This window comes from Photobacterium galatheae, from assembly GCF_000695255.1.
Taxonomy (GTDB): domain Bacteria; phylum Pseudomonadota; class Gammaproteobacteria; order Enterobacterales; family Vibrionaceae; genus Photobacterium; species Photobacterium galatheae.
The window spans coordinates 78,909-104,928 of sequence record NZ_JMIB01000028.1; the positions used below are offsets into that span (position 1 = coordinate 78,909).

Annotated in this window: 28 protein-coding genes; 15 read left to right on the forward strand and 13 right to left on the reverse strand. The window is 47.5% G+C overall.

Annotated features, from left to right (window positions below):
* Positions 1-34 precede the first annotated feature (34 nt).
* Positions 35-1,576 (reverse strand): methyl-accepting chemotaxis protein, encoded by a 1,542-nt coding sequence (locus tag EA58_RS14675; protein WP_036754353.1) that lies wholly within the window; start codon positions 1,574-1,576, stop codon positions 35-37.
* A gap of 396 nt (positions 1,577-1,972) precedes the next feature.
* Between EA58_RS14675 and EA58_RS14680 the strand changes: the two genes are divergently transcribed.
* The 4 genes from EA58_RS14680 to EA58_RS14695 all read left to right on the forward strand — a co-directional run bounded on the left by EA58_RS14680 (position 1,973) and on the right by EA58_RS14695 (position 4,651).
* Positions 1,973-2,263 (forward strand): hypothetical protein, encoded by a 291-nt coding sequence (locus tag EA58_RS14680; RefSeq protein WP_051642125.1) that lies wholly within the window; start codon positions 1,973-1,975, stop codon positions 2,261-2,263.
* A gap of 360 nt (positions 2,264-2,623) precedes the next feature.
* A complete protein-coding gene (locus EA58_RS14685; RefSeq protein ID WP_036754357.1) occupies positions 2,624-2,872 on the forward strand; it encodes a hypothetical protein in 249 nt (82 codons plus the stop codon).
* A 220-nt stretch (positions 2,873-3,092) separates the two neighbouring features.
* Positions 3,093-3,689 (forward strand): TetR/AcrR family transcriptional regulator, encoded by a 597-nt coding sequence (locus tag EA58_RS14690; protein ID WP_036754360.1) that lies wholly within the window; start codon positions 3,093-3,095, stop codon positions 3,687-3,689.
* 53 nt (positions 3,690-3,742) lie between these two features.
* Entirely contained in the window at positions 3,743-4,651 is a 909-nt protein-coding gene (locus EA58_RS14695; protein WP_051642126.1) for an alpha/beta fold hydrolase, read from the forward strand.
* Here EA58_RS14695 and EA58_RS14700 read toward each other — a convergent pair.
* A complete protein-coding gene (locus tag EA58_RS14700; RefSeq protein WP_036754361.1) occupies positions 4,611-5,366 on the reverse strand; it encodes a 1-acylglycerol-3-phosphate O-acyltransferase in 756 nt (251 codons plus the stop codon). The two genes, EA58_RS14695 and EA58_RS14700, sit on opposite strands and share 41 nt — an antisense overlap.
* Positions 5,367-5,663: 297 nt before the next feature.
* On the opposite strand from EA58_RS14700, the gene EA58_RS14705 reads away from it, so the two are divergent.
* The gene (locus tag EA58_RS14705; protein WP_081819701.1) at positions 5,664-6,212 is read left to right on the forward strand and encodes an NlpC/P60 family protein; all 549 of its coding nucleotides are present in this window, start codon (positions 5,664-5,666) and stop codon (positions 6,210-6,212) included.
* Between the two features lie 112 nt (positions 6,213-6,324).
* Complete coding sequence (locus EA58_RS14710) at positions 6,325-6,843, forward strand: aminoacyl-tRNA deacylase (protein WP_036754363.1); 519 nt, start codon at positions 6,325-6,327, stop codon at positions 6,841-6,843.
* Between the two features lie 76 nt (positions 6,844-6,919).
* Here EA58_RS14710 and EA58_RS14715 read toward each other — a convergent pair whose 3' ends face one another.
* The 3 genes from EA58_RS14715 to EA58_RS14725 form a co-directional block, all read right to left on the reverse strand.
* Positions 6,920-8,911, reverse strand: coding sequence for a flavohemoglobin expression-modulating QEGLA motif protein (locus tag EA58_RS14715; RefSeq protein ID WP_036754366.1), 1,992 nt, complete (start codon positions 8,909-8,911; stop codon positions 6,920-6,922).
* Entirely contained in the window at positions 8,895-9,923 is a 1,029-nt protein-coding gene (gshB, locus tag EA58_RS14720) for a glutathione synthase (protein WP_036754368.1), read from the reverse strand. The genes EA58_RS14715 and gshB overlap by 17 nt, the downstream gene beginning before the upstream one ends.
* A 113-nt stretch (positions 9,924-10,036) precedes the next feature.
* Positions 10,037-10,393, reverse strand: a complete 357-nt coding sequence (locus tag EA58_RS14725) for a MaoP family protein (RefSeq protein WP_036754481.1) — start codon at positions 10,391-10,393, stop codon at positions 10,037-10,039.
* A 162-nt stretch (positions 10,394-10,555) separates the two neighbouring features.
* On the opposite strand from EA58_RS14725, the gene hdfR reads away from it, so the two are divergent.
* Positions 10,556-11,416, forward strand: a complete 861-nt coding sequence (gene hdfR / locus EA58_RS14730) for an HTH-type transcriptional regulator HdfR (RefSeq protein WP_036754371.1) — start codon at positions 10,556-10,558, stop codon at positions 11,414-11,416.
* A gap of 285 nt (positions 11,417-11,701) precedes the next feature.
* Positions 11,702-11,866 (forward strand): hypothetical protein, encoded by a 165-nt coding sequence (locus EA58_RS21875; RefSeq protein ID WP_200872187.1) that lies wholly within the window; start codon positions 11,702-11,704, stop codon positions 11,864-11,866.
* 150 nt (positions 11,867-12,016) lie between these two features.
* On the opposite strand, the gene yjjG is transcribed toward EA58_RS21875, so the two are convergent.
* From yjjG to EA58_RS14745, 3 genes are all read right to left on the reverse strand, one after another.
* Positions 12,017-12,700, reverse strand: a complete 684-nt coding sequence (gene yjjG / locus EA58_RS14735; RefSeq protein ID WP_036754483.1) for a pyrimidine 5'-nucleotidase — start codon at positions 12,698-12,700, stop codon at positions 12,017-12,019.
* A 130-nt stretch (positions 12,701-12,830) separates the two neighbouring features.
* Positions 12,831-13,136: a hypothetical protein gene (locus EA58_RS14740; protein WP_036754374.1), complete on the reverse strand. Its 306-nt coding sequence runs from the start codon at positions 13,134-13,136 to the stop codon at positions 12,831-12,833.
* Between the two features lie 90 nt (positions 13,137-13,226).
* Complete coding sequence (locus tag EA58_RS14745) at positions 13,227-14,156, reverse strand: chemotaxis protein (protein ID WP_036754376.1); 930 nt, start codon at positions 14,154-14,156, stop codon at positions 13,227-13,229.
* A gap of 508 nt (positions 14,157-14,664) precedes the next feature.
* On the opposite strand from EA58_RS14745, the gene EA58_RS14750 reads away from it, so the two are divergent.
* Both EA58_RS14750 and EA58_RS14755 read left to right on the forward strand, forming a co-directional pair.
* The gene (locus tag EA58_RS14750; protein WP_036754379.1) at positions 14,665-14,844 is read left to right on the forward strand and encodes a hypothetical protein; all 180 of its coding nucleotides are present in this window, start codon (positions 14,665-14,667) and stop codon (positions 14,842-14,844) included.
* Between the two features lie 262 nt (positions 14,845-15,106).
* Complete coding sequence (locus EA58_RS14755; protein WP_036754381.1) at positions 15,107-15,856, forward strand: thioesterase II family protein; 750 nt, start codon at positions 15,107-15,109, stop codon at positions 15,854-15,856.
* Between the two features lie 95 nt (positions 15,857-15,951).
* On the opposite strand, the gene EA58_RS14760 is transcribed toward EA58_RS14755, so the two are convergent.
* A complete protein-coding gene (locus EA58_RS14760; protein ID WP_036754383.1) occupies positions 15,952-16,659 on the reverse strand; it encodes a DUF1223 domain-containing protein in 708 nt (235 codons plus the stop codon).
* A 203-nt stretch (positions 16,660-16,862) separates the two neighbouring features.
* Here EA58_RS14760 and EA58_RS14770 point away from each other — a divergent pair, with 203 nt between their 5' ends.
* From EA58_RS14770 to trpS, 4 genes are all read left to right on the forward strand, one after another.
* A complete protein-coding gene (locus EA58_RS14770) occupies positions 16,863-17,519 on the forward strand; it encodes a TetR/AcrR family transcriptional regulator (protein WP_081819694.1) in 657 nt (218 codons plus the stop codon).
* Complete coding sequence (locus tag EA58_RS14775; protein ID WP_036754390.1) at positions 17,516-18,385, forward strand: SDR family oxidoreductase; 870 nt, start codon at positions 17,516-17,518, stop codon at positions 18,383-18,385. Before EA58_RS14770 ends, EA58_RS14775 begins: the two co-directional genes overlap by 4 nt.
* 116 nt (positions 18,386-18,501) lie before the next feature.
* On the forward strand, positions 18,502-20,184 hold the full coding sequence (locus EA58_RS14780) for a hypothetical protein (protein WP_036754393.1): 1,683 nt from the start codon (positions 18,502-18,504) through the stop codon (positions 20,182-20,184).
* Between the two features lie 249 nt (positions 20,185-20,433).
* Complete coding sequence (gene trpS, locus EA58_RS14785) at positions 20,434-21,432, forward strand: tryptophan--tRNA ligase (RefSeq protein WP_036754485.1); 999 nt, start codon at positions 20,434-20,436, stop codon at positions 21,430-21,432.
* A gap of 53 nt (positions 21,433-21,485) precedes the next feature.
* On the opposite strand, the gene EA58_RS14790 is transcribed toward trpS, so the two are convergent.
* From EA58_RS14790 to EA58_RS14800, 3 genes are all read right to left on the reverse strand, one after another.
* Entirely contained in the window at positions 21,486-22,055 is a 570-nt protein-coding gene (locus EA58_RS14790) for a YceI family protein (protein WP_036754396.1), read from the reverse strand.
* Positions 22,052-22,594 carry a cytochrome b gene (locus EA58_RS14795; protein ID WP_036754399.1) on the reverse strand — a complete coding sequence of 181 codons (543 nt, stop codon included), beginning with the start codon at positions 22,592-22,594 and terminating at the stop codon, positions 22,052-22,054. Before EA58_RS14795 ends, EA58_RS14790 begins: the two co-directional genes overlap by 4 nt.
* Before the next feature lie 228 nt (positions 22,595-22,822).
* Positions 22,823-23,527: an HAD family hydrolase gene (locus EA58_RS14800; protein ID WP_051642127.1), complete on the reverse strand. Its 705-nt coding sequence runs from the start codon at positions 23,525-23,527 to the stop codon at positions 22,823-22,825.
* Between the two features lie 295 nt (positions 23,528-23,822).
* Between EA58_RS14800 and EA58_RS14805 the strand changes: the two genes are divergently transcribed.
* Positions 23,823-24,605 carry an EAL domain-containing protein gene (locus EA58_RS14805; protein ID WP_161781063.1) on the forward strand — a complete coding sequence of 261 codons (783 nt, stop codon included), beginning with the start codon at positions 23,823-23,825 and terminating at the stop codon, positions 24,603-24,605.
* 29 nt (positions 24,606-24,634) lie between these two features.
* Here EA58_RS14805 and EA58_RS14810 read toward each other — a convergent pair whose 3' ends face one another.
* Complete coding sequence (locus tag EA58_RS14810; protein ID WP_036754406.1) at positions 24,635-26,020, reverse strand: class II fumarate hydratase; 1,386 nt, start codon at positions 26,018-26,020, stop codon at positions 24,635-24,637.

The window sequence follows — 26,020 nt, forward strand, 5'->3', positions numbered from 1 at the left end:
TGACCTTGAGGTAAGGTCAGCTAAATCGAAGGAGTTATTTTTCCTCAAAGCGCTTCGCCAGCGCTTCAAAATCATCCACTTTATCACTCAGCCCTGCGCTTGACTCTTCAACCAGCAGTAACTCTTTAAAGTTTTGCTCAGATGCAGCAGCAATGGAATGGATGTGCTGTCGGGTGTGATCAGTGAGTAGTTCCTGATTGCCGGCAGCCTGAGCCATCTGACGAATCAGGCGATTCATTTCAATCATGTTCGCTTCCATGCTACTCAGGCTTTCTGAGCCTTCAGCAGCAATCGAAACACACTCATTGGTTTGATCACGATTATGTTCAATGACCGAACGCCATTCGTCGATCGTGCTCAGCATATGCTCGATGCTGTTCTGAATTTGTTCTGTTGCCGTTTGGGTTCTGGAAGATAAAGCACGGACTTCATCAGCGACCACAGCGAAACCACGGCCATGTTCACCAGCACGCGCAGCTTCTATCGCTGCGTTCAGTGCAAGCAGGTTGGTTTGATCGGCAATACCGCGGATCTCAGTCATCACCGTGCTGACTTTGGCTGCCTCATCACTGAGCTGCTGGGTTGCCGCAGTCGCCTGTTCAGCCTGAGCGGAAAGAACTTGCAGGTTTTGTTGGGTTGCATCCAACTGATGGCGCGTTTGATCGCTGAAATTTTGTGTATTTTGTAGCAACTGTTCTGATTCTTCAGCATGTTGGCTCACATGCTGAGCAGAGCCGGTCATATCATCTAAGGCATTGGCAACATTACGAATGTTGTCATTTTGATGACGAATCGCCTGATTGACCCGGGTTGCCGTTTCACTCAGATTTTCAGCCAAAGCATGCAAAGGCTGGGCAGCGTCCGTCATTCTGCCAAGGACGGTACGCATACGTGCCGATGCCATTTTCAGGTGATAGTCGGCAATGGAGTACTGAGTGTTTCCGGAATAAATCAGGCGGCTGATACTGTCGTAACTTTGTCTGAGCTGATGAAGATGCTGTGGCGTTGTGAACAGCTCTTCACGAAAACAAACCGCCAGCACCAATAATGGCAATAGTGCAAGGAAGGCATGCCATGTGAAGCCTTCCTGCATCAGACTGTATAAGCCAGGAAGCAAAGTCGCGGCACCGAGTAAACTGTAGCGCGCAGCGGCAGGCATTGAGAGTTTCAGTGAACTTTTGCCTTCATTGCTTCGGAGGACTTTATAAGCCTGCGCGGCGGTTTTTACCATGGCCGGGGTTGGTTTAACCCGAACAGATTGATAACCAACCAACTTGCCATGCTCATAAATCGGCGTCACGTAGGCATCAACCCAGTAGTAACCGCCATTTTTGGTTCGGTTTTTGACCACGCCGCGCCAGGCATTTCCTTTTTTCAGGTGACGCCACATATCCGCGAAAGCGGCTTTGGGCATATCGGCATGTCGGATAATATTGTGGGGTTTACCGAGTAATTCAGCTTCAGCATAGCCCGCCACCTGACAAAAGCACGGGTTGCAATAAGTAATGGTTCCCTTCAGATCGGTCGCAGACACAAGCTGTTCACCAGCCGGAAAAGTGACCTCACCGTCCTTCATGGTGTGGATGGAAATAGCAGACACGTATAACCCTTGTTCTAATATGATTTTTATCGGGTGAATAAGAGCATAGATGCAGCTGAAATTTCAATAGGTGGATAGCGAAATCCTCTATAACCGCACGAAAATTAATGGCAAAAGGCGTTGGTGGTGTGAGATCACGCTAAAAAACTGATATTCAATGCAACGCTTATTGTTCTGTGAGGCTGAACAGAGGAACAGTTCAGATGAAATATCTGTGATATCTCAAAGGGGTATATAAGATATACACAACATGTTTGGCTAATTTGACATCACTGCCTTCCTTGCTATGCTCTTGGGGTATTGAATTGATGTGTGTTTGAATTCATAAAGGTACTTATTCACATGATGGTTAATCAGAGATAAGGAGCATTTATGAAAATTATTTATGGAAACATAGATAAGAATGGAAGTATTGTATCTGGTAGTGGTGACTTCACCGTTGAAAATGTTGGTACGGGCCAGTACAAAGTTGGTTTTAATCAAGCCTTTCATTTAGTGCCAAGTGTTGTCGGGTCTCAAACTGACTACGATAGCTCTAATCAAAGTCCACTCGATAATATTGCTTTTCCATTTGTTGAAACAACAGGGTTTTCAGCCAACGTTGGTGGTGCGGATGGGAGCTTTCAGAACAGAAGCTTCTCATTTATTGCGATTGGCGAATAAATTTTGTTGACGATGTCATCTTAAATTTGGAGCCTGCGTGTGCAGGCTTCAGTGAAGTTCGTCTCCTCTTGTTTAAACTTTCTCTTCGGAGAACCAAATTTTAACCAGCCTGAACAACATCCCACGCTGGAGTCTGCTGATCTTTCTCTTCGAAATCCGGTTGATTTCAAACGCCAAATTAGTCGGAATCGATGGTTCAATGTCTCGTAATCCTCCCTTGACTGAAGTGAGCACCCGCAGGAACGGTTTACCTGCAACTCGGGAAATGGCCAGAATTAGCTATATTTATATTGATAAGAATCGTGATGAGGTGGAGAAGGAATTTCAATGCCTTACCTGAGCAGTTGAGAGGATTTGAATATGGTTCTTTCTGAATGTCGCGAAATGTTCAATCAACATACATTGGTTGAGGCCCGGCTGGTTCATGATTTTCTCAGTGCCGGCTGGAGTGTGAACTTCAAAGATAATGAAGGGAATGATTACCCGCTGACGGATGTGTATGGCATTCCGTGCAGTTATGATTCACTGAAGCAAGCGGAGGATATCGTTCACGAAATCGGCGATTGTCCGATGAAAGTTGATAGTCTGTTCCACTTCTCTGAACGTTAACGATGGATGACGCCTGTCCTCCGGACATTGAGGATGGGTCATTGGATACGAGACGGAGTGGTTGATAGCTTAGGCTGGTTCGACCACTCTTTCCTTGTCTGAAATAGAACGATCGTGCTTTACTTGATAGGTCTGTTGAATGATGCCGTGTTTTTGGCCGCACTCAGATAGGGTTTGAATCTAAGCAGACAATGCAGCAGCACCAGGGAAAGGAAGTGCAATGAGTAAAGGGCGAGTCACGCGCGAACACATTCTGAAAACGGCATTCGATCTGGCCAGTAAAGACGGACTGGACAGTCTGACAATTGGTCAGCTAGCGAAAGCATCCGGAATGTCGAAAAGCGGGTTGTTCGCACACTTTAATTCGAAGGAAAACCTGCAAGTCTCTGTGTTGCAGTATGCAGGTGATTATTTTGCACTTCATGTGATTCAACCGGTGCGTCAGATCAATTTTGATTCGGTAGAACAAAAACTCAGGTCACTGCTCACTCACTGGCTGGCCTGGAATCATTCTTTTCAGGGCCGGTGTATGTTCATTGATGCCTGGAAAGAGCGTCGACATGGTGATGATTCAGTCCAGTTAGAACTGGACATGATTACGCGTCGCTGGCTGGACTACCTTTGTCGTCAGGTAGAAAAAGGGAAGGCGTCAGGAGAGTTCAGGGCAAACCTAGACACATGGCAGTCAGTTTTTAGGCTGTATGGCGCTTATCTGAGTAGCCAGCTCTTTCATTCTCTGGCACTGGAAGATGATGAGAGCCGTCGTTTCTGGCAGGAAGTGGAGGCCATTTTTACCGAATGGCGAGCAACAAAATAAATTTTTAAAAGACATAAAAAAGCACGACCGTTCTATTTTTGTGGAGACAAGCAATGAGCAGCAAAATTTACTTCAATACATCCGGTGGCCTGAACCTCAGACGCCGTGCCACGAATCTGATCACACGTGCATATCACAAAATCGCACCATCACATGCTGTAAAGACGGCGCGGAATTTATTACTGACCCCAGAAAAAATACTTAAGCCATCGGAACAGCCTGAAGGGATGCGCATCAAAACAATTCAAAGTTCAGAAGGTAACCTGATGACTTATGCCTTGGGAAAAGGCCCGGTGTGGTTGCTGGGACACGGCTGGTCAGGTTCAGCCAGTCAGTTTTTCCCGCTGATGGAAACAATCGCAGCGGCAGGCTATACAGCACTGGCGTTTGATAATCCGGCTCATGGCAACAGCGAGGGCCAGCATGGCCATTTACCGGGCTTTGTGAAAGGGCTGGAGGCTGTGATTGATCAGGAAGTTGATGAACTGGCTGGCGTTGTGGCTCACAGTATGGGCTGTACCATGGTGTTGGAAAGCAGACATCCGAAGCTGGTGGGTAAACCAATGTTATTGATTGCCCCGGTACTGAACTACAGGGACAACCTCTATCGAATGGTGGATATCTCTGGTTTTTCGCTTCGCTTATTTCGTGATGTGGTTGGGGAAATCGAGCAACAGTACCAATATCCGATTGATACAGTCGATACGAATGCAAGACTGTCTGAACATCAGGGCAAGGTTCTGATTGTGCATGATATGGCGGATAGGTTTGCACAAATTGAACAATCCCGAAATGCGAATGCCCTGAACCACGTCGATTTGATCGAAACCGAAGGGTTAGGGCATAGCCGGATCCTGAACAGTCAGGCTGTTTTTGATGCATTTCATACCATCAGTCAGTCGATGGCATCGGGGCATCGCATTAGCTCGATTTCGCTGCAACCGTTTCAGGTTGAGGGTTAAGGGCCAAAACTTCAGCATCCAGTTTTGCGATATGATTCAGCATCATCTCATGGCAGCGGTCTGCCAGTGCTCTCGCGTCCTGCACTGTCATGCTTGAGGTATCTATCGGGTCGAGATACTCGGCAATCACTGTGCCATTATCCCGGTTGCTGAGATTAATCTTATTGTAAGTGCTGCTGACGACCATTGGCACAATGGGGACACCTGCTTCGATGGCCATTCTGAAAGCACCGGTTTTAAAGGGAAGTAAGCCCCGGCCTTTACTTCTGGTGCCTTCTGGATACATCCAGACTGACAAATTCCGCTCGTGGATGGCTGTGACCACCTGCTTGATGGTATCCCGGGCTTTGGCTTTATTTTCCCGGTCGATCAGAATATTCCCGGTAATCCAGTATAACGGGCCGAAGAATGGGATCCAGAGCAGGCTTTTTTTGCCAATGGAGACGGTTCTCGGGCGGACCATGCCTGGGGATGTGACGAAATCAAAGACGGTCTGGTGGTTCGAGATGTAGACCGCTTTACCGACACCTGCAATTTTTTCTTCCCCGCGCTCAATAATCTGCACGTTGACAATTTTTCTCAGCACTTTGAACCACTGACTGAAAAAATAAACATGTTTCGGGTCTCGTGGGCTGAATAAACAGTAAATCAGCGCGAACAGACAAGTGAAGATGATAAAAACCGTGGCCAGTAAGAGGCGGATAAAAGCGAGCACAACAACTCCTTATATACACAAACTGCTTTTCTTTAGCGTAATCCAGTCCGGGAATTTCGCAAAAGAGGTCTGATGAGTTGTATGCAACAACTCACAAAATGGCATGCTAACTCACTGAAAAAGAAAACAATCCCTTGCGGATTTCGTATTTCAATGAAATTGCAGCTGACCCGCAGGTTGAAAAGGTGTTTGTCAAAAGTGCTGTCAGTTTATCCAGATGGTTGCGACATGAGTGCATCAGAGCAAGGCTTCATGCATAATCACGCTTTTGTGGTACTTTTTTGCGCTGAGGTTGAGATGGTCAAGATAAAGTGGGCTTTATTCTTCTGCTTCCGACAGAAATGGTTGAAAGTCTTTCCCCTTGCTGCCGTCCTCATCCTGGCCGGTTGTAGTAGCAAACCTGAAACGAACGATGAACCTGTAGAAAAGACACTGGCAACCCAAACGTCTTCTCAAATACCTTCAAGCATTGCCATCCAGCCGCCACCGCCCAGTTTTATGACGGTATACCAAAGCTGGAAGGGAACGCCTTACCGATTGGGCGGGACCACCCGAAGCGGCATTGACTGTTCAGCGTTTGTGCAGCTGACCTATTCCGAGGTATACAAACGAATGCTGCCCCGGACAACGTCAGAGCAGTCTCGTATCGGGAAGCCGGTGCCTTTATCATTGGCAAAAAAAGGTGATCTGATTTTCTTCCGTACGGGACGAACCCTGCGGCATGTCGGGATTTACATGGGAAACAATGCGTTCCTGCATGCCTCTACCTCGCAGGGTGTTGTTGTGTCCAGTCTGGATATCCCATACTGGCGACGTGCGTTTTGGCAGGTACGCCGGTTACAGTGACGCTTGGCGACCCATCTTTACATACTTGACTATTTTTTCTGAGCCTCTGACTCGCAAAATGGCCTGACCCCTCTCATAATTTGTGTGGGACTGGATTTCCAGGAGGTGATCTATGGCGATGGCAATGACAGTCGGGCAATTCCTCAATAGCCATAATGTGGACTTCAGCCTGACACACCACAGACATACTGATACGTCTTTCAGCTCTGCAATCTCTGCACATGTACCTACATCGCAAGTGGCGAAAGCGGTGTTACTGAAAGATCAACAGGGAGACCATCTGATGGCGGTTGTCCCTTCAAACCGGCGGGTGATGATCGATAAAATCAACCGGATAATGGGGAAACAGTATTTTCTGATGGGCGAGCATGAATTGTCCAAAATCTTCCAGGACTGCGAGCCGGGTGCGGTTCCTTCACTGGGACAGGCATATCAGATCAATATGCTGGTGGACGATTTGCTGCTTGAGCAAGATGAACTGTATATCGAATCAGGGGACCATGAAAACCTGATCCATCTGAATAACAAGCAGTTCCATAAAGTGATGCGGGATATTCCTCATCGCAATATTTCAGGCTATCGGATGCTGTTTACTCAGGAACATGACGGACGTCACTGGGAATGGGAATAGCAGGCCGTAAGTTATCTGCCTGAAAAAATAAAGACGAGATCCCCTTGCAGGCATCTCGTCTTTTTGTCTGCGATGTTTAATCGATGCAATTCAGCATGAAATTAATAATCGGGTCAGTCTCCGTGTTCATCGAGAGAGCCTTCGGCATGTACTGTGGGGGTAACAGTATTTCGCGTTCAATCAGCTCGTCTAACAATGGTTTGAATTCAAAGCCGGTTTTCCCGATAAACAGAGAAGTCAGATCGGTTTCTCTGTGTAAGCGGAGCGCATCTTTCAGACCTCGCAGGTAGAGGAAGTCTTTGGTGAAACCACCGCCCCGGTAAGCCCGGGTTGTGATCGTAAACGCCGTATCGTCAGACAGTCCGTAATCGAATTTCAGCGTGCTGAAGGTTTCGTTGAAGCTGCGTTTATTCACCATCATATCGACTGCGACAACACGAAGCGCCAGGGTTTTCAGCCGGTGGAGCGGGAAGTTGCCCGACAGATGTTCACACAAAATTGCCAGACCTTCCTGCGTATGGGTGTTCCCGGGCAGACCAAGCTGAAGGACCTTCAGCGGCTGAGTCTCTGCATTCACACTGGTCACCATATGTACGCCCATTTCGTGGTGAATCAGTGCGTACAGGTCGGCTGGGCTGAACCGGCTGTTCAGGTTGACCTTCACGGTGCGCCCGCTGACCATAGCCCGGGCAATCAGCTTGGTTGTGCCCTGAATCTTACAGCTGAAGCCGTAATCATTGGCAGCCTGATGGAATGCATCAATGGCTTCTTCTGCGCTGATTGTCGCCGCTTCGTGCTCAGCGTATTCACGGGCATGCAAAATGAAGCGGGCATTGGCGATGTCGCTCTCATCCGGACGACCATAGTAGCGCAATGAGTTATAAAGAAACTCTTCATGTCCCAGACTGGTTAACAGGTCGATACGAACGGCAAGCTGGTCAATCACCTTGCGATACATCGCCTGGATGCCAGCATCCCGGATATCTTCTACAGGCAGGCGATAGAGCTGCTCACGGAATTTATACGGATCCAGATCCAATTGCCGGTAGGTAAATTTAGGCTGGTAGGCATCACGGTTATGCAGGAATCGTCTTTTTTCCTGCTTCAGGTTAATCGGATTGATATAGCTGAGGGTATTCAGGCCACGGGCAAACCGATATAACTGGCGATCAAGCTGTACAACTTCCTTTGGCAGCTTGGAGTCCAGTACATGCGCTTTTTGGCGGCGACGTGTTGACGGCTGCTTCATGCGTGATTCGATCACAAAAGCAGCATGGCCAGTCAGCGTGCCTTTCAGCTCAGTTTTGAGTTGCTCAATGACCAGAGGATAACTTTCACCACCACTTTCATTCATATACACCTTCTTAATCTCAATCGGTAAGATCAGGGTGCGGGAGAAATGATCACGAACAAAGGTGGCTTGATATCCCATCCCCTGGAAGACCAGATTTTCACCGGCAGTCACTGCAAGGTTGGGCAGGTTCACCTGACTCAGCCGTGTCAGTAAATCCTTAATTTCAGGCTGCCACTCTTTACGATCGACCTGTGCCGTACCCAGGTTAAAGGTGGGACACGGTGTGCTAATGCGCTCGTAATTATATGAGTGTATGTCATAGACGACACAGTAGCCGAACTTATGCTCCAGAGCCGTGATCAGCGCATGAAAAATTCGGTAGTAGCAACTGTGCTTTGCCAGAGAGGCAAATCTTTCAGCATCAGTCAGTGGGGCGTGCCAGACATCTTTTCCCCAAGCCTGAGTGTAAATACAGCTTTTTGGATCGCGATTAAGGTCGTACTCATACCGGGAATCTTCGCCCTGCAACACAATCGGCATGGAAGCGACGAACTCACCCGTATAAGGGTCTTCTTCGAAATACCTTTCCTGCTCTGAAAGGTGGCACTTGGCCACCAGTTCAGGACGCATTCTGCTGCCGTGGTGAATGGCAGTGGCCACAAACGGCTGGTACTCAGAAATACGGATGGTCAGACTGCCATCAGCCAGCTGAGCTTCGAAAGGAATGTGTTGCTGGATCAGGGCCAGCACTTCATGCTCAGCTAGCTGCCGCATCTTCGATGACCTGTCTGAATTTATTTTTACGCGCGATGCTGACGTCTTTCGCTTTCACAACGCTTTCAACAAAATCGATGACTTCGCGTTGCAGTTTTGTGCGGTTCAGACGGTTGATACGGGTAATGCCACCCGGGCTGAGTACATTGACTTCAACCAGCTTGCCGTTGATTACATCCAGGCCGACGAAATACAGGCCATCACGGACCAGTTTCGGGCCGATATGACGGCACAGACGCAGTTCCTGCTTGGTCAGGGTGTGTTTCACTTCCTGACCGCCAGCATGAATGTTTGAGCGGACATCATCTTTGGCCGGGACACGTCTCATGGCGCCAATCGGTTCACCGTTGAGCATCATGATGCGTACATCACCTTGTTCAGCGCCTTCAATGTAGTCCTGCAAAATCACATAGTTGTGGTCATCGCCGATATAAAAGTCCAGCAAAGAGCGCACACTGGATTTTGCATTTTTTTCAACCAGAATCACGCCTTTGCCACCGTAACCATTTAATGGTTTCATGATCATGCGGTCATTTGGGTTTTCTTCCAGCACACGCTCAAGATACTCACGGTTCTTAGAGACGTGAGTGACCGGAATAAATTCACGATTCGGATCGGGCAGGGAAGCGGTATAAAGCTTGTTGTTCGCGACACGCAGGCCATCAATATCATTGAAAATAAATGTATCGTCACGTACCGAGTCCAGGAAGTTCAGTGCCATGGTATCCAGTGGTGGATTGGCGCGCATGATAATCGCATCAAACCCTGCCAGTGGCAGTTCGGCTTTGCGGAATTCCGCTTTACGGTAAAAGCTGGGAACATTGTTAGAGACGTCAGTCTTCTTCAGCACTCGACAAAAGGCAATTGCCATACTGTCACGCATGGTCAGGTTACTTGGCGTTGTCAGCGCAACAGTATGGCCACGGCTGGCAACTTCATGGATTAATCGTAAAGTAGAGTCAGTTTCTGGTTCTACTTTGTGCCAAGGGTACATCACGAAACAAATTTTCATTTCAATAAACCATTTTATTGCCCGGTTGCATGGGGCAAAAAAGAAAAGAGCCATGCGCGATTATGCGAATGGCTCGGTAAAGCATCTTGCTATGGCGATATTCAACAGATTACTTAGTAATCCATATCTTCATCGCTACCGCCGCTATCATCGCTATCATCTTCAAAACTGCTTGCTGAAGATTTGCGAGGAGAATTGCACAAGGTATAGCTACGTACCTTGGTCGATGTTTGTTTCAGGTACTTCATCCAGCACTTCGCGAACTCAGAAGCCACTTCCTGCTGACCTGTAATTTCAGCAAAAAATTGTATTTCTTCTGGATTTTCAGGCTGAAGTAAACCTTCTTGGATACCACGCATGGTCCGTCCATAACTTTCCAGAATATTGGCTTCGCTGAGCGTGAAGACGCCTGAGCGGTTAAAGCCGCGTGGGAAATTTTTATCGTCGTAAAATTTGCCTACATTTCTCATCTGATCACCTGCCATGTGAGATTTGCGCTGATATTCTTTCAGGTTTGTCGAGTTGTAAATCAAAGCTTTTTCGTCGTTACGATAAAACTTTTTAATGATAAGACTGGGAAGCTCAGTGTAGTATCGCCATGAGTCCCTTCTTCTATATATACGGGTTAACTTGTGGACACCGAATTACTGAAAACATTTCTTGAAGTTACCAAAACAAGGCACTTTGGCCGGGCCGCCGACAATCTGTACCTGACGCAGTCTGCCGTCAGCTTTCGGATACGCCAGCTTGAATCGCAATTGGGGAATGCTTTGTTTTCTCGTCAGCGTGGGAATGTACACCTGACGGCTGCCGGAGAGCGGCTGCAGCCTTACGCAGAGGCCATTTTACAAACCTGGAGCCGTGCAAGGCAGGATGTTGCATTATCCGATTCCTGTAACAATCAGATTACGCTGGGCGCTTCAGCACTCGTGTGGGAGTTTGATGGCATTTCTGATTGGATTAGCCGTATCTATGGTGCAATCCCTGACCTTGCACTGCGGCTTGAAACGGTTTCCAGGCAAGGGCTGGCAAAACAGATTCTGAACAAAAGTATTGATGTCGTCATTACCAGTGAACCGCCCAAGATTGATAATCTGATCGTCCATAAAGTCAGGGAGTACCAGTTACAGCTTGTGTGTCATCAGCCAGATTGTGATATGGCCGGTGTGAAAGAGCTGCCTTTAGTTTATCTGGACTGGGGAACCCGTTTTGCGGTAGAGCATAGCCGCATTTATGAATTGCAGAAAACACCGATTCTGCATACGCATTCCAGTAAGATGGCGCTGGAGCACTTACTGAATAATGGCGGTGTCGGATATCTGCCTTCTCCTGTCATTGCCCACAGTGTTGAAGCCGGTGAGCTTTATGTTGTCAAAAATGCGCCGGTGATGGAGCAAACGTTGTATCTGATATGGCGTGATGACAACGAGAAAATTGAGTTGCTGGATCGCTTGCTGGACGTCGCATTCAGCGAGATCAGTGAAAGTGTTTAAGCGTGGCTTGACGAGTAATTTAATTTATTGTCGTGATTAAAATATCTTGTTGTACAGGGATTCAGGCTTTGCATTAGTCTCGCTGCTGAGAAGAAGGGTGGTTCAGGGAAAATAAGCCCAGCTGTATTGGCTATGTACAGTGAAAGCATCAGCCTTCTTGTTATTCCGCTGAGCATTTGTGTATTTTGGAATTGTTCCCCTATGCTTAGTGGTGACGGTCAGCCACTTTGTGGCTGGCCTTTATATCCTTAATGTTTTTATCTGGTTGTGTGTCAGGAAACAAGCATGGCAAAGTTAGATGAGAAGTTCCGCAAAGGGTCGAAGTCCAAACTCAAGAATGATTTTGATGATGACTTTATTGATTACAATCAGCAGGCGCGGAAGAAAAAACGCCGCCCATCGCGCCAGCGTCAGGACAGCGGTGAATACGTGGATTTCGACTACGAGTAATTACAACATCATAATATAGCCGCCGGTTTGAAATTGTTTATCTTCAACTGGTAACCAGATACGAGAAGCGCACCCTGTGGTGCGCTTTGTCATTGTTGGGGATTTCTTCCCCGGTATTGCTGATTCAGTCAGAGCAGCTTTTATTGCACGTTATTCCACGTCTTTGAGTAAGAGTGAAGACAACTCATCTAAATGGCTGACAATATAACTCGGGTGGATTCCCTCAGGGGTTTCATGACGGTGATGATTCAGCCAGCAAGTATCCATACCGGCATTGATGCCGCCCAGGATATCTGAATGCGGATTGTCGCCGACCATAAGCACTTTGCTCGGTTCAGGGTTACCGATGGCCTTCATCGCGTAATCAAATATTTCAGGGGCAGGTTTAGCGGCGCCGACCTGTTCTGAAATAATCAGTGTCGAGAAATAATCGACAACCCCGGTGCGACGTAAACGGATATCCTGCAGTTCTGTAAATCCGTTGGTAATAATGCCCATTTTGACAATTGGGTTCAGTCGTTCCAGCATTGAAGCCGCGCCTGGGAGCAGTGAACAGGTGTCTGCCATGGCCTCAAGAAATGCGCTGTTTAGCGTGGCCGTCGTGACATTCAGTTTCGAAGCCCAATATTCAAAACGCTGATGTTTGATTTGGTCGGCACCGATATCTCCGTTCTGATAGTCCACCCATAGTGGCTTGTTGATTCGCTGATATTCGGAGAAGTGCTCAGGGGTAAAATCAACCTCAAAACGGGAAAACATCAGTTTGAGGCCGCTGTAAGCATCGAAATGGAAAAGTGTTTCGTCAGCATCAAACAATATCCACTGGTATTTCATAGAGTAAGCCTGTGAAGTTGAGGAAAGCCACATCTTACTCTTTTCAACGTCCGGCAACAAAATAAACCGAGACACCCGTAGAAATAGATGGTTGATATCGGTAACAGGCGTTGTGAGAATGACGCGATAACTAGACGGCCAGATTGTCGGTCATCATCCCTGTCGGCTCATTGTAAAGCTTGATCACGAGGGTCAGGGTTTCTTTTTGCGTATCTTCTTTGATGGTGTCTATGGTGTAAAACTGGCCCGGTTTATTTTTCAGGGATTTTTTGACTAGCTGGGCAATACTGTCGTCAATATCACCTTTGACTTCAATGGTTTCGACTAATTGAAAGTAACCATGACTTGCTTCATCAGGCGCGAGCAGTTCCGGCTTGGCAAAAACTGAGCTGGAGGCGCTGAGAAGAATGGCACTGAGAATGATGCGCTGAAACATGTGGGTTCCGTCAATAAAAGATGAATATTGCTCATAGCGGCAACTGTGCCATAGCTGCCGCAGTGAATGTCAGCTTTCTGTTAATTTGGATTATTCGACATAATTTTTTTGATCTTCAGTCAACACATTTTCCTGGTGTTGATGCGCCCCTCTTAACATGGCATGAATCAGCTCATTGGCTTCAAATTTAGTCAGTGCTTCATGAGCACCGACTTGGTGCGCCTGAGAGACACTGATCTCGCTCGACAGCGATGTATGCAGAATCATATAAGTGCCACTGAGTTTGGCGCTATTCTGGACTTCAAATGCCAGCTCGTAGCCATCCAGTCCGGGCATTTCAATGTCGCTGACCAGAATTTCAAAAGGATGGCCGGCATCGGCAGCCTGATTCAGCATTCTGAGGGCATCGGTTCCGGTTGTCGCGATGTGATAAGGAATGCTGACACTGTCCATTGCCTGGCAGAGCTGGCGACGGGCGACGGCGGAATCGTCCACCAGAAGAATTTTCAGGGGGCGCAGAATTTCACGCTGAACATCGGTCAGAACCGGATGCAGACTTTCAGGAGAATCAGGAAACACTTTAGACAACAACAACTCAATATCTAACAACTGAACCATCTGGTTCTCAATATTTGTCACACCCGTAACAAAAATGTTCCGACCCAGAGAGGGGGGCGGTGCATCAATGTTGTGCCAGTTACACTCAGTAATTTTGTTGATTCCACGGACGAGGAAACCAACCAGCTTGCGACGGCAGTCGGTGATGATGATGTAGCATTGCTTCAGCTCTTCTGGTGTGAGCGCCGGATAACCGATGGCTTTCGCCATATCGATGACGGGCAGCGTGTCACCACGGAGGCTGGCTGCTCCTAAAACAGTTGGGTGGGAATGTGGAATCGCGGTTAAAGGTGTAAAAGGTACGATTTCTTTCACTTTTAGTGTGCCGATGGCAAAAAGTTGCCGGGAATTCAGCCGAAAAAGCAGCATCCCCTGAGATTGATTGGTTGCGGTTTTGAGCATTGCAGCTTCCCTTTTCCACCCGTCGAAATGCCTTCTGTCTTTACAGAGGAGGACAAGATTTTAATCCGATTATAGTAGCCTGTAGCCTGGGCAAAAGGAATTCATCGTATTGATTTTATTCTTAGTACCTGAACTTTGAGGCTGATCCAGATTTTTCTCTGGAACTGTGCCGGCATTCGGCACCAGAAGGCCCATGGGGCGGGGCCAGAGAGAACGATGGTTGCGATTTCATACTGCGTGGATATGGCTTGAGCCAGTACTTCGTTTCCTCTGCTAAGAAATACAATCGCGTTGCTGGAACATGTGTAAAGTCAGCCAATCGGGCTGAATCAAATGGGTCCAGTCGAATCAATTGTGCGGCCTTGGATGTTATCCGCTGAATGTCGCCGGAATGGGATGAGAACAGCTATAGTTATAGACAAAAGGCATACAAGGAAGCGGCAGTGAACCCGGTGCAGTGAAACGCATGGAAAGCTGATGACGGTTGAACTCGGAGATAGGTGCGGTTATGGAATTACGGAATAGAACGGGCGACATTGCCCATCTGGCAGACAATCTTACGTTAAAAGAAATCGTCGACATGGGATTCTCGATTGATCTATGCGATGAAAATTATGATCCCAATGAACACTGGACGATCAGGCAGTCCCGTCAGAAAAAAGAAGGTGAATATCCTTCGAATCAATGAATGTTTAGCCAGAGCTATGTCGGCTCTGGCTTTTTTTATTTTTGCTGGCTTTTGATTTTCTGAAGCAAAAGTGATGCTGATGACTGTCGGCTAAAAATGCGATTCATGTTTTATTTTTTCTAAATGACGTGGAAAATGGATTTCATTGAATGACTGCGTTTAACAATCTATTTGCACTTGTGTGTTGAATTGTTTTTAATCCGGATAACGACAGTAATGAACGATTGTAATGGAAGTTCGAGTTCGGTTTCAAAGGGATGTTATGAATATTCGTGGACGTTTTATCTGTTATCAGCCAAATCCAACAGCAGAAGTGAATTTAATTTGTTTTCCGTTTGCGGGCGGGAGTGCTGCGGTTTTTCATCCGTGGGTGGCGAAACTGCCGTCGCATGTTCAGCTATTGGCGTATCAGCCGCCGGGACGGGCTCAGCGCATGGCGGAACCCAGTTGTATGACAATGCAGGAATATATGGATGATATCTGGGTCGGCTTGGAAGACTACTTAGATAAGCCATTGGTTATTTTTGGTCATAGTATGGGCGCGCTGATTGCTTATGAAGTCGCCAGAAAGTTGCATTTGGAGAACGAGCATGTGCCGGTCAACGCATTTTTTTCTGCGGCAAAGTCACCCTGGAAAAAAAATCGGGCGAAATTCATCAGTCATCTTAATGATGATGCGTTTATCAACGAACTGAAAAGAAAAGGCGGTTTTCCCGAAGAGGTGTTGAATAATAAAGAGCTTATGGCACTTTGTACGCCATTTATTAAATCTGATTATCAGCTTGTCGAGCAATATAGTTCTGATGAAACGCGTCAATTAGCCGTGCATGCGACTGTTCTTGCCGGAGTTGAAGATGAAATTACTGAGTCAGAACTGGCGGAATGGAAAAATGGCTTTGTACAGCCACCTGAGGTTCATCAGTTTCCCGGGGGACATTTTTTTATCCAGGATGATTCTGTATTGAACGAGATGATTGCCTTGATCATTCGGTCAATACGCGTGATCCGGTAATTGGGCAAAACCCAGTGCTTACACCCGATGAGATGTTCAATGCATCGGGTGATTTGCGCTGTTGCTCTGACGTTCTGTTGAACTGATGTGAGTACTTAGCGTACTGATTGTTCCAGCCATCCTGCAACGGTTTGAACCGGGACAAAACTGTTTTCTCTGGTCAGCCAGGCGGCCACAGCGTCTGCATTGGGCGGGATGTCCATTTTTGGGAATGACCAAGTGGATTCTGAAACATCGCGGGCGTCGCTTAGCACCACATGGTCATATTCAAGCTGTTTTCCGGCATTTTCACCCCGCCGGATCTGGATTTTTTCATTCATGGCCAGAATTACTAAATGCGCCACATAACGGCCTTTCCCCTTGTATTCGAGCTGAAATGTATCACCGCTGCGTTTCAGAGTCAGGTTATCAGCCGTCTGAGGCTGGCGGGCTGGTAAAGGCTGCCCACGGAAAAAACCACGCCACTCTTTGCCGTCAATGACAAAGCCCGGGGTATAGACACCGCTCAAGACCTGATATTGATGATAGAGCCGCTGTTTCAGGCTGTATTCAGGCTTTGAAAATGTGTCTTTCCAGCCCAGATGATCCCAATAATCAACATGGTAAACGACAGGAAGGATCGCTTCCCAGAGCTGATATTGTTGTTTCAGTGAGCTAGTGAAATGATCGGCGGGTGGGCAACTGGAGCATCCTTGCGACGTAAACAGCTCAATCACCTGCGCAGGTTGCCCCGAGTGTTGCCAGGTTTGTGCCAGGGTGAATGGGCTGACAGCGAACAAGCCAGCGGCAAGAATCATTTTCATTGCTTTATTCTCTTTCTATGCCTTTTTGAAGCAGACCTTGGTTGCAAGGAATGTATTTCAGACGGTGTGAATGAATTGGATTTTTGAGCATGACTTGTTCGCGACAGCTTTCGGCATACTGCGAAGTAATAATTAATGAACGGTTGCGTTTCATAATTGGGGTGAGTATATTTTCACCATGATTGTTCTCAAAGAAACGCACGATGAAGACCATGATGAAGAAAGAGGTTCGTCCTGCTCAGGCCGGCAGACCCGTTGATCACCAAAAAACGCAGCAGATTTTCTCAGCCATTGACGAAATACTGGCGGTTGAAGGCATAGCCCGTCTTTCCATTGAACGGATTGCAAGTACAGCCAAAGTGTCGAAAGTGACTTTATATCGACGCTTTACCAACCTTGAAGGTGTGATTAGTGCTTATGTTGATAGCTTTACGCAAACGGCGCTTGACCTGCCTTCTTCAGAAGAACAATCGCAAGGAGAATTTTCTCTGGCACAGGCGTTCACTCGGTTAGGAATACAAGTTGTAACTTTGATTAGCCAACCCAGAGTCATTGCATTTGATAACGCGATTGCGGCGGCCGGCCCCCAGTTTCAGGGGCTCAAAGCACAGCTGTTTCGTCATGGCCCCCAAAGTGTCGTGGGTCAAATCAGCCAGATGCTGATTCAGGCCAGGGTAAGTTCATCGCTATTCAGTCATGCGCAACTGGCCGATATGCTGTTTCAGCTCTGGAAAAGTGATTTTTACGATGAACTCCGGTTTACGGGAAAGATGTCGTTGGCACCAGAACAGCTTGAACAGCATGTGGCAAACAGAACGCAATTCTTTATGAACCTATTGGAACGGGAATCGGGTGAATAACTGTGTCTGAAAAAATATTAATCGCGGGTGCAACGGGTTATCTGGGAACGCATCTGACGAAGCAGTTGCTGCGCCACGGATGTGATTTTCAGGCGTTAGCCCGGTATCCGGAAAAGCTAAATGCGATGGGACTCAGTGATCACCAAATTCGTATTGCACAAGTGACTGATCCTGCCTCCCTGAAAGGATGCTGTGACGGGGTTGATGTTGTGATTTCCTGCATTGGCATTACCCGCCAGCGAGACGGGCTGGGTTATATGGACGTGGATTACCAGGCCAATCTGAATTTGCTCTTGGAAGCAGAGCGCGCAGGCGTGAAACGGTTTATCTATATTTCTGCTTTCAATGCGCCCAAATTTCAGATGGTTCGGTTACTGAAAGCGAAAGAACGTTTTGCTTCGCGGCTGTTGATTTCCACGATCGCGAAGCCTTGTGTTATCCGTCCGAATGGATTTTTCTCGGATATGACCGAGTTCTATAAGATGGCAAAACGGGGGCGTGTATACCTCTTTGGCACCGGGAAACTGAAGTTGAATCCGATTCATGGTGATGATCTGGCAAATTTTTGTCTGGAAGCCATCGAGACTGATGACAAAGAGCTGGATGTTGGTGGGCCTCAAATTCTGACCCACCGGGAAATTGCTGATATTGCTTTCCGAGTTCTGCAACAGCCGGCAAAAGTCACTTGCTTGCCCGACTGGTTACGAAAAAGCGTGCTGGCTGTCGCTCGTTTACTACCTGAGCAAGTCGCTGGCCCTGTAGAGTTTTTTGCGGCTGCGACCGCTCAGGATATGGTGGCCCCTGTTTATGGCCAGCATACGCTTGAAGCCTATTTCCAGTCACTGCATGCACAACGTGGCGACTGATATTTTAGTGCGTTGGGTGGATTTTGTACTGATTGTTTGGCTTACAGTCAGTTTTGTTTTTAGATAATGCATCAGAAATACACATATAAATGCATATAACAATCAGGGACAGGAATATGAGAAGCAAACACAATGGGTTAAAAGTTTGGGGAATTTCCGTTGTTGCTTTATTTGGTATCGCTGCCTGCGGTGGTGGTGACGGAGAAAAGGGGAATCCGCCAGCAGCATTTAACCTGACGGAGGTTACGGTTGAACAGGAAGGCTCCGGAAGGGTTAGTTTTGCCTGGCTGCCGTCGGAGAGGGCAGAACGCTATCAGATCTGCATTGAAGCACAGCGCCAGTGTACAGCTATTGGTGAAACGACAGGTCATGAACGGATACTTACGCTTCAAAACAGCAAGGCACTCACACAACCCCAGTATTTCATACGCGCAATCAATTCAGACGGTTATACCGATTCAAATCTGATGGCACTCCCGGTTGCAGCGCTGACCAAAGCGTCAAAGGTCTTTCTCCCCGCCACGGACCAGCAAAAGTCTGTCTTTGCATCGAATGTGAGTATGAGTGCGGATGGCAACACCATTGCGGTTGCTGCACCATTTGACAATATCAGTGATTCATTTTTTGAACAAAAAGCAGGTGCTGTTTACATCTACCAACGCGATGAAGCCGGTTTCTGGAAAGATCCGGTTCAGATTGTCGCCAGTAATCGCGATGGCTACGATTGGTTTGGTATCGGTATCAGCTTGTCTGATGACGGAAAAACACTGGCAGTCGGAGCCAGTGGCGAACAGTCCACATTCGTTGACCGGCCGACGGAAAATATGAATGATGCCGTTGGTGCTGTGTATATTTTCGAATCCAATGGTGATGGGAACTGGCAGGAAACGGCGTACATCAAAAGTGCTTCCAGCCTGGATCTATGGGATCACTTTGGCGGACAGGTTGAACTCAGCGGTAACGGGAAAACGCTGGCTGTCGCCGCCATCGGTCACGATGCAGCGACAACTGATGATCCGCTGGATAACTCCAGAATAGACACGGGGGGTGTGTATGTGTTTGAACGCCAGTCCAATGGTACCTGGACTGAAAAACAATACCTGAAAGCAGCCGGCTTGGAAAGAGAGGCAGGCTATGGTTACACCATGGCGATGGACGGTGCGGGAACGCAACTTGTCGTCGGGATGCCTTATTCTGGTGGTACTGATCGTTATGGTGAAGTCTTCACTTATTCAAAAGATGCAGATGGCCACTGGCAGCTCGAAGCAATTCTGAACGGAGAAAGGAAACCTGTTGCTAAATTTGGCTCAGAAATTGATATGGACAGTCGTGGCGAAACACTGGCGATTGCGATGCCTGGCAGACATGGGTTTGCAACCGGAGTAGTTCGGGTGTACACACGAACGTCTTCGAGCAACTGGACTTTCAGTGCAGAGATTGCTGATCCAAAGCAGGATAAATACAGTGATTTTGGGCAGCGTGGGCTGAGTGTCAGTCAGGATGGTCAAGTGATAGCCATTGGGGCAATGGCTACGGATGTGGCTGATCCAGATAATCCGGGAGTTCAAATTACCAAAGCAGGTGCCGTTTATATTTACAGGTTAGATGAACAGCAAAACTGGCAGCAAAGTGGCATTTTTCATGCCAGAGAAAGCCAAGGGCATGCGTATTTTGGTCATGCGATTGATCTGAGTCAGGATGGCAGTGCTGTTGCAATTGGGTCCAGTGGTTTAAAGCTCAGAAATCCTCAGGGAACTGGCACCGACAATGATCTGAACAGTAGTGTGGCAATTTATTGATACATCAGTAATTGGCAAGAGCGACGAATCAGTCGTTCTTGCAATCCATTGAGTATGCCGTTAGTGTGTTGAACATGAACTCGAATTTTCCTCAATTCACCTTATCTATTCGCTGGTGGCGCTCCTAAGGGAGCGGCACTGAATTTTTACGTTCATTTGCCGCCGGAAATGGCAGCCAATGAACGCAATCTCTCCGATCTGATGTTTCCTTTGGCTGCTATGAACTGGCTTTATTCAAGGAAACTCAAGATGAAAGAACGCATTCTTACTGGTGACAGACCAACCGGCCCCCTGCATTTAGGGCATTTTGTCGGGTCACTTCAGCAACGGGTCACACTTCAACATTCCCACGACCAAACCATTCTGGTTGCAGATTTACAGGCGTTGACTGATAACGGCCAGAATCCGCAAAAGATCTCAGATAATATTCTGAATGTTGTCGCAGACTATCTGGCTGTGGGGATTGATCCAGAAAAAACCACGATCTGTCTTCAGTCGGCATTACCGGCCTTGTCTGAATTAACTATGTATTACTCGAATCTGGTATCGATTGCCCGGCTGGAACGGAACCCGACGGTTAAAAACGAAATTCATTACCGGGGATTCGGAAAAACGATCCCGGCCGGATTTTTAACTTACCCGATCAGCCAGGCGGCTGACATTACAGCTTTTCGGGCGACACAAGTGCCTGTTGGCGATGATCAATTGCCGATGATCGAGCAGACCAATGAAATTGTCAGGCGTTTTAACTCAGTCGTTCATGATCAGGTGCTTTGTGAATGCCGGGCGATGCTGAGTCACTTCCCAAGGCTTCCCGGCATTGATGGCAAAGCGAAGATGTCGAAATCGTTAGGTACAGCAATTTCGCTGGGTGCCACAGCGAATGAGATACGCAAAGCGGTGAAAGCGATGTACACCGACCCAAATCACTTACGCATTGACGATCCGGGACAGACAGAAGGGAACGTCGTATTTACTTATCTGGATGCGTTTCATCCGGACAAAACGTTCGTTGAGGAACTGAAAGCACATTATCGTCGGGGTGGGCTAGGTGACGGAAAAACGAAACAGATCCTGGAAGATTGTTTGCAATCTATGCTGGATCCTATCCGGGCAGAGCGCGAAAGATTACTGGCCGATAAAGCCATGCTGATTGAGGTGCTCAGAGCTGGCACAGAGAAAGCCAATACAGTCAGTCAAGGCGTGTTACTTGATGTGAAGCGAGCTTTAGGGATTGCCCTGTTCTGAAAAAATCCGGCTGTAGAGATACAGCCGGATGGATTGATGAGGGTGAATTCGCGTTATTTGCGAACACCCTCAACATGCAGTTCCATGTCTGCATAGCTGGAGGTACCCATGACTTGAATACCGAAATCAGCCAGTTCAATACGGGTGGTGCCTGTAAAACCAGCGCGGTAACCGCCCCACGGATCTTTACCAGCACCTACAAATTCAGCATCAATCGTGATTGGCTTGGTTTGTCCATGCAGGGTCAGGTCACCATCAATGGCCAGTTTGCCATTACCTTTATCGGTCACTTTGGTGCTGGTAAAGGTCGCTTCAGGATATTTGCGAACTTCCAGAAAATCTTCGCTGCGAACGTGCTTGTCACGGTCGGCATGGTTTGAATCGAAGCTGGTGGTGTCGACATTCACAGTTACTTTTGAAGCGGCGATATTTTGAGGATCGTAGCTGAAACTGCCGTCAAAAGTATTAAAACGCGCTTTAATGAAGCTGTAGCCCAGGTGACTGATTTTCAGGTTGACAGATGCATGTGCACCTTTGTTATCAATCATGTAATCTGCCGCATTGGCAAATCCTGGAACAACCAGAGCCGCAGCCAGACTTAAAGCGGTAAGATGCTTCTTCATTTTTCCTTCACTCCCAACATTTTTTTTAGGGTATTATCTTTATTGATAAAATGGTGTTTTATGGCTGCTGCTGCATGCAGAACAGCTAATCCAATCAGGGTATAAGCAAGATATTCGTGTATTGCACCAGCAATGTCGGATTGATCCGGGAACAGTTCACCCATCGACGGTACAGTCAGCCAGTTGAAAACATCAATGCCACGACCATCAGAAGTCGAAATCAGATAGCCACTGATAAACAATCCGAACAGCAGTATATAAATGACGGCGTGTGCCAATTTCGCCGAGATTTTTTCGAAATCAGAACCATTGATTGCTGGTTGCTTTTTCATCCTTTTCCAGAGAAGGCGAAACAGGGTCGCAGCCATCAGACACAGGCCAATCGATTTATGCCAGTGTGGGGCAGTGGTATACCACGAAGAATAATAATTCAAATCGACCATCCACAGGCCGACCGCAAAGAGCCCGATAATCACAACAGCACTAAGCCAATGCAGGGTAATTGATACCCAATCGTAATGAGTGACCTCTTGTTTCATGTATCCGGATATCCTGAATGAGAACTACTTCCCTATTCTAGAGGCAAATGTTTCAAAAATCAGTGCATTATGTTGAACAAGCTCTTCGAATAAATCGAACGAGTCTGGAAAAGCCAATGAAATCGCGATGTAATTGACCAGAAATCAAGAAGAGGAAATTGTAAATAGATATGACAACCCTCTTTTCAAGAGGGTCGTTCAGCAGTTTATTGCTTCTTAATCATTCACTTAACGCTGAATGTCATTTTCGTGACGCCAGTTCATGATCGTCCATTCCTGCATTTGGGCATGCAATGCTAAGGCAGGATCTGGGTTGACTGCGAAAGGGAAATCAACGGCCTGAAGAAGTGGCAGGTCGTTCATCGAATCGGTGTAACAATACAGGCTTTGAAATTGGGTTGCTTGATTGAGCAGCCATGCATTTAATCGCGTGACTTTCCCCTCACGATAACTGAGCGTGCCGGTGGTACTGCCGGTGTAGATACCGTTGATGGTCTCCAGATGAATTGCAAGTGCATCGTCAACCTGCAGCATTTCAGCAATTGGTTTGACAAGATGCTCACTTGTTGCGGAGATAATAATGACGGTATCCCCCCGCTTCTTGTGCCATGCAATGCGTTCTGAGGCATCTGGGAAAATAGCAGGCTGAATTCGTTGTTCAACGAACTCTGTAATGAATGGCAGCAGATCCTGTGCTGATTTACCCGTGATTGGCGCAAGCGTCGCAGCCATGTAGGATTTCATATCCATCTTGCCTTTCGCATAATCTTGCATCAGTGCCTGTTCCTGTTTGAGCAGATGCTCTGACGCCAGACCTTTATCGACCAGAAATCTTACCCATAGCGAAGCCGAGTCTGCGGCAATCAGGGTTTCATCTAAATCGAAGATGGCAAGATTAGGTAATTTTGTGATGGGTTGCGTGTTGGAGAACAACGTGTCTTTCCTTTCCTTCAGATTTAAGGGCTAAGATTATGTGCGAAGCATGACACGAATGTTTCAGTGAAATGTCGGTTTGAAGTCACCTCGCCTGTGTGGATTCAGGAAAATTAACTTTTTTGTGACATTTTTCCCAGCGTGAGCGCATAAACTTCACATGTCTCAAATTTGAGACAGTTTTTGGTCGCCACTCTCTATTATAGTTCGGCGGTTTTACGTGAGGATGTAAGCAAGCTGGATCGCTTGCCCGACGGAGCGTATGCCAATTCATTCATCGTGTGAAGAGATAAATGTGAGCAAAATTATCGCCACAATCCAAGACATTGATATGTACCTGAGAACGGAATCTGACGGAAGTATGAGTGCTGCGTACGATGCCTATCAAATTAAAACAGCGTTTCAGCCGATTCATACCGTTCATGGTGACATCTTTGGCTATGAAGCCTTGGCCCGTGTCTATAATGAGGCGGGTGATGAGCTGAAAACAGAGCCTTTTTTTACGTCTGAATATCTTGATATCACGGATCAAGTCAACCTGGACAGGTTGGCAAGAGCGATCCATGTGAAAAATTTTGCCCGTTTTTTTCCGACCCATTTCCTTTTCATTAATATGATGCCAGACATGCTCCTGGCACATCACAGGCAAGCATCAGCAGAAAAACGTAACGAATTTGGTGGGCTGTCCAGTCAGGTTTATGTGGAGTTACTTGAACACGACTGTTCATGCAATCATGAACTTCAGTGTGTTCTGCATCAGATGCGGGCGCAAGGATTGAAAATTGCGATTGATGACTATGGTGTGAAAGCCTCTTCTGAACGCCGGGCGCGTTTGTTAAATCCGGATATGATTAAAGTTGATCGTTCTTTATTGGCTGACTATCTGGCTGGGGAGACACAGCCGTTGAATCAGGTTGTGGCACTTGCTCATGAATTAGGGGCGACACTCTTGCTGGAAGGTGTTGAGAACGAAGCAGGACGGGAAGTCGCGACTCGTTTGGGGGTCGATTATATGCAGGGTTTTTATCTTGGTCGTCCGCAGCTCTTATCTGAAATGCTGGAATCAAGGGTTTACTGAGGTAAACCCTTGCTCTATCACTTGTGTGCTTAGTGAGCGACGCCACCCGTGGTGAGTTTTTGCGGGTCCAGTAAACTTTCCAGTTCGCTGCGCGATAGCTCAGTTTCCTCTTCGGCGACATCCAGAATGTCCCGCTTTTCTTTGTAAGCTTTCTTGGCAATGTCAGCCGCTTTTAAATAACCGATCACCGGGTTCAGTGCTGTCACCAGAATTGGGTTTTTTGCCAGGGCTTCCTGGAGTTTATCCTCACGCACATGAAAGCTGGCAATCGCTTTATCGGCCAGCAATGTGAAGGCGTTTGCCAGTAATTCAATACTTTGCAGCAGGTTATAAGCAATGACAGGCAGCATTACATTCAACTGGAAGTTACCCGACTGGCCTGCCACGGTGATGGTTGAATCATTCCCGATCACTTGCGCTGAGACCATTGCGGCTGCTTCCGGAATCACCGGATTAACTTTGCCTGGCATGATGGATGAACCGGGCTGCAAGGCTTCCAGTTCAATCTCTCCTAAACCAGCCAGTGGGCCGGAGTTCATCCAGCGCAGATCATTGGCAATTTTCATCAGGGCTACAGCCGCCGTTTTCAGTTGTCCGGATAATCCGACGATGGCGTCCTGACTGCTCAGGTTATAGAAGAAATTGTCACTGCTGGTGAAAGAGATTTCAGCAGAGACAGACAGGTTATTGGCAAAAGTGGCCGCAAATTGCGGATCGGCATTAATCCCCGTCCCAACTGCGGTGCCGCCCTGAGCGAGTGCAGTGACGTTTTCCAGACTCTGAACAATCCCGTGGTGTGCTTTTTCGATTTGAGCTTTCCAGCCTTGCAGTTCCTGCGCCAGTGTGACTGGCATCGCATCCATCAAGTGCGTGCGACCTGTTTTGACGATATGACCTACGGCTGCTGATTTTTCATCCAGCGTTTTGCAGAGGTGCGTCATGGCCGGGAACAGATGTTCATGGCAGGCAAGTGCAGCACTGACCTGAATGGTTGTGGGGATAACATCATTACTGCTTTGTCCCATGTTGACATGATCGTTCGGGCTGACGGCCTGAGTCGCACGTTGGGTTGCCAGGGTTGCGATGACTTCGTTGGCATTCATGTTCGAGCTTGTGCCAGAGCCCGTCTGGAAGACATCAATCGGAAATTGATCGAGATGACGACCATCAATGATTTCCTGGCAGCTGTCGATAATGGCGTGAGCAATATCGCTATCCAGCAGGCCCAGCTCCAGATTACTTCTTGCTGCGGCTTGTTTGACGAATGCCAGTGCCTGAATGAATCGGGTTGGCATGGTCAGTCCGCTGACAGGGAAGTTATTCACCGCGCGTTGGGTCTGAGCCTGATACAGCGCATTCAGGGGAACTTCAACGTCACCCATGCTGTCTTTTTCAATTCGGTATTCTTTCGTCAT

Coding starts and splice junctions, on each gene's coding strand:
- gshB (WP_036754368.1), bottom strand. CDS start 9,923: ATGAAAATTTGTTTCGTGATGTACCCTTGGCACAAAGTAGAACCAGAA.
- EA58_RS14725 (WP_036754481.1), bottom strand. CDS start 10,393: ATGAGAAATGTAGGCAAATTTTACGACGATAAAAATTTCCCACGCGGC.
- trpS (WP_036754485.1), top strand. CDS start 20,434: ATGAAAGAACGCATTCTTACTGGTGACAGACCAACCGGCCCCCTGCAT.
- EA58_RS14760 (WP_036754383.1), bottom strand. CDS start 16,659: ATGAAAATGATTCTTGCCGCTGGCTTGTTCGCTGTCAGCCCATTCACC.
- EA58_RS14750 (WP_036754379.1), top strand. CDS start 14,665: ATGGAATTACGGAATAGAACGGGCGACATTGCCCATCTGGCAGACAAT.
- EA58_RS14770 (WP_081819694.1), top strand. CDS start 16,863: ATGAAGACCATGATGAAGAAAGAGGTTCGTCCTGCTCAGGCCGGCAGA.
- EA58_RS14790 (WP_036754396.1), bottom strand. CDS start 22,055: ATGAAGAAGCATCTTACCGCTTTAAGTCTGGCTGCGGCTCTGGTTGTT.
- EA58_RS14780 (WP_036754393.1), top strand. CDS start 18,502: ATGAGAAGCAAACACAATGGGTTAAAAGTTTGGGGAATTTCCGTTGTT.
- EA58_RS14685 (WP_036754357.1), top strand. CDS start 2,624: ATGGTTCTTTCTGAATGTCGCGAAATGTTCAATCAACATACATTGGTT.
- EA58_RS21875 (WP_200872187.1), top strand. CDS start 11,702: ATGGCAAAGTTAGATGAGAAGTTCCGCAAAGGGTCGAAGTCCAAACTC.
- EA58_RS14705 (WP_081819701.1), top strand. CDS start 5,664: ATGGTCAAGATAAAGTGGGCTTTATTCTTCTGCTTCCGACAGAAATGG.
- EA58_RS14740 (WP_036754374.1), bottom strand. CDS start 13,136: ATGTTTCAGCGCATCATTCTCAGTGCCATTCTTCTCAGCGCCTCCAGC.
- yjjG (WP_036754483.1), bottom strand. CDS start 12,700: ATGAAATACCAGTGGATATTGTTTGATGCTGACGAAACACTTTTCCAT.
- EA58_RS14810 (WP_036754406.1), bottom strand. CDS start 26,020: ATGACGAAAGAATACCGAATTGAAAAAGACAGCATGGGTGACGTTGAA.
- EA58_RS14795 (WP_036754399.1), bottom strand. CDS start 22,594: ATGAAACAAGAGGTCACTCATTACGATTGGGTATCAATTACCCTGCAT.
- EA58_RS14675 (WP_036754353.1), bottom strand. CDS start 1,576: ATGAAGGACGGTGAGGTCACTTTTCCGGCTGGTGAACAGCTTGTGTCT.
- EA58_RS14695 (WP_051642126.1), top strand. CDS start 3,743: ATGAGCAGCAAAATTTACTTCAATACATCCGGTGGCCTGAACCTCAGA.
- EA58_RS14680 (WP_051642125.1), top strand. CDS start 1,973: ATGAAAATTATTTATGGAAACATAGATAAGAATGGAAGTATTGTATCT.
- EA58_RS14745 (WP_036754376.1), bottom strand. CDS start 14,156: ATGCTCAAAACCGCAACCAATCAATCTCAGGGGATGCTGCTTTTTCGG.
- EA58_RS14755 (WP_036754381.1), top strand. CDS start 15,107: ATGAATATTCGTGGACGTTTTATCTGTTATCAGCCAAATCCAACAGCA.
- EA58_RS14715 (WP_036754366.1), bottom strand. CDS start 8,911: ATGCGGCAGCTAGCTGAGCATGAAGTGCTGGCCCTGATCCAGCAACAC.
- EA58_RS14690 (WP_036754360.1), top strand. CDS start 3,093: ATGAGTAAAGGGCGAGTCACGCGCGAACACATTCTGAAAACGGCATTC.
- EA58_RS14710 (WP_036754363.1), top strand. CDS start 6,325: ATGGCGATGGCAATGACAGTCGGGCAATTCCTCAATAGCCATAATGTG.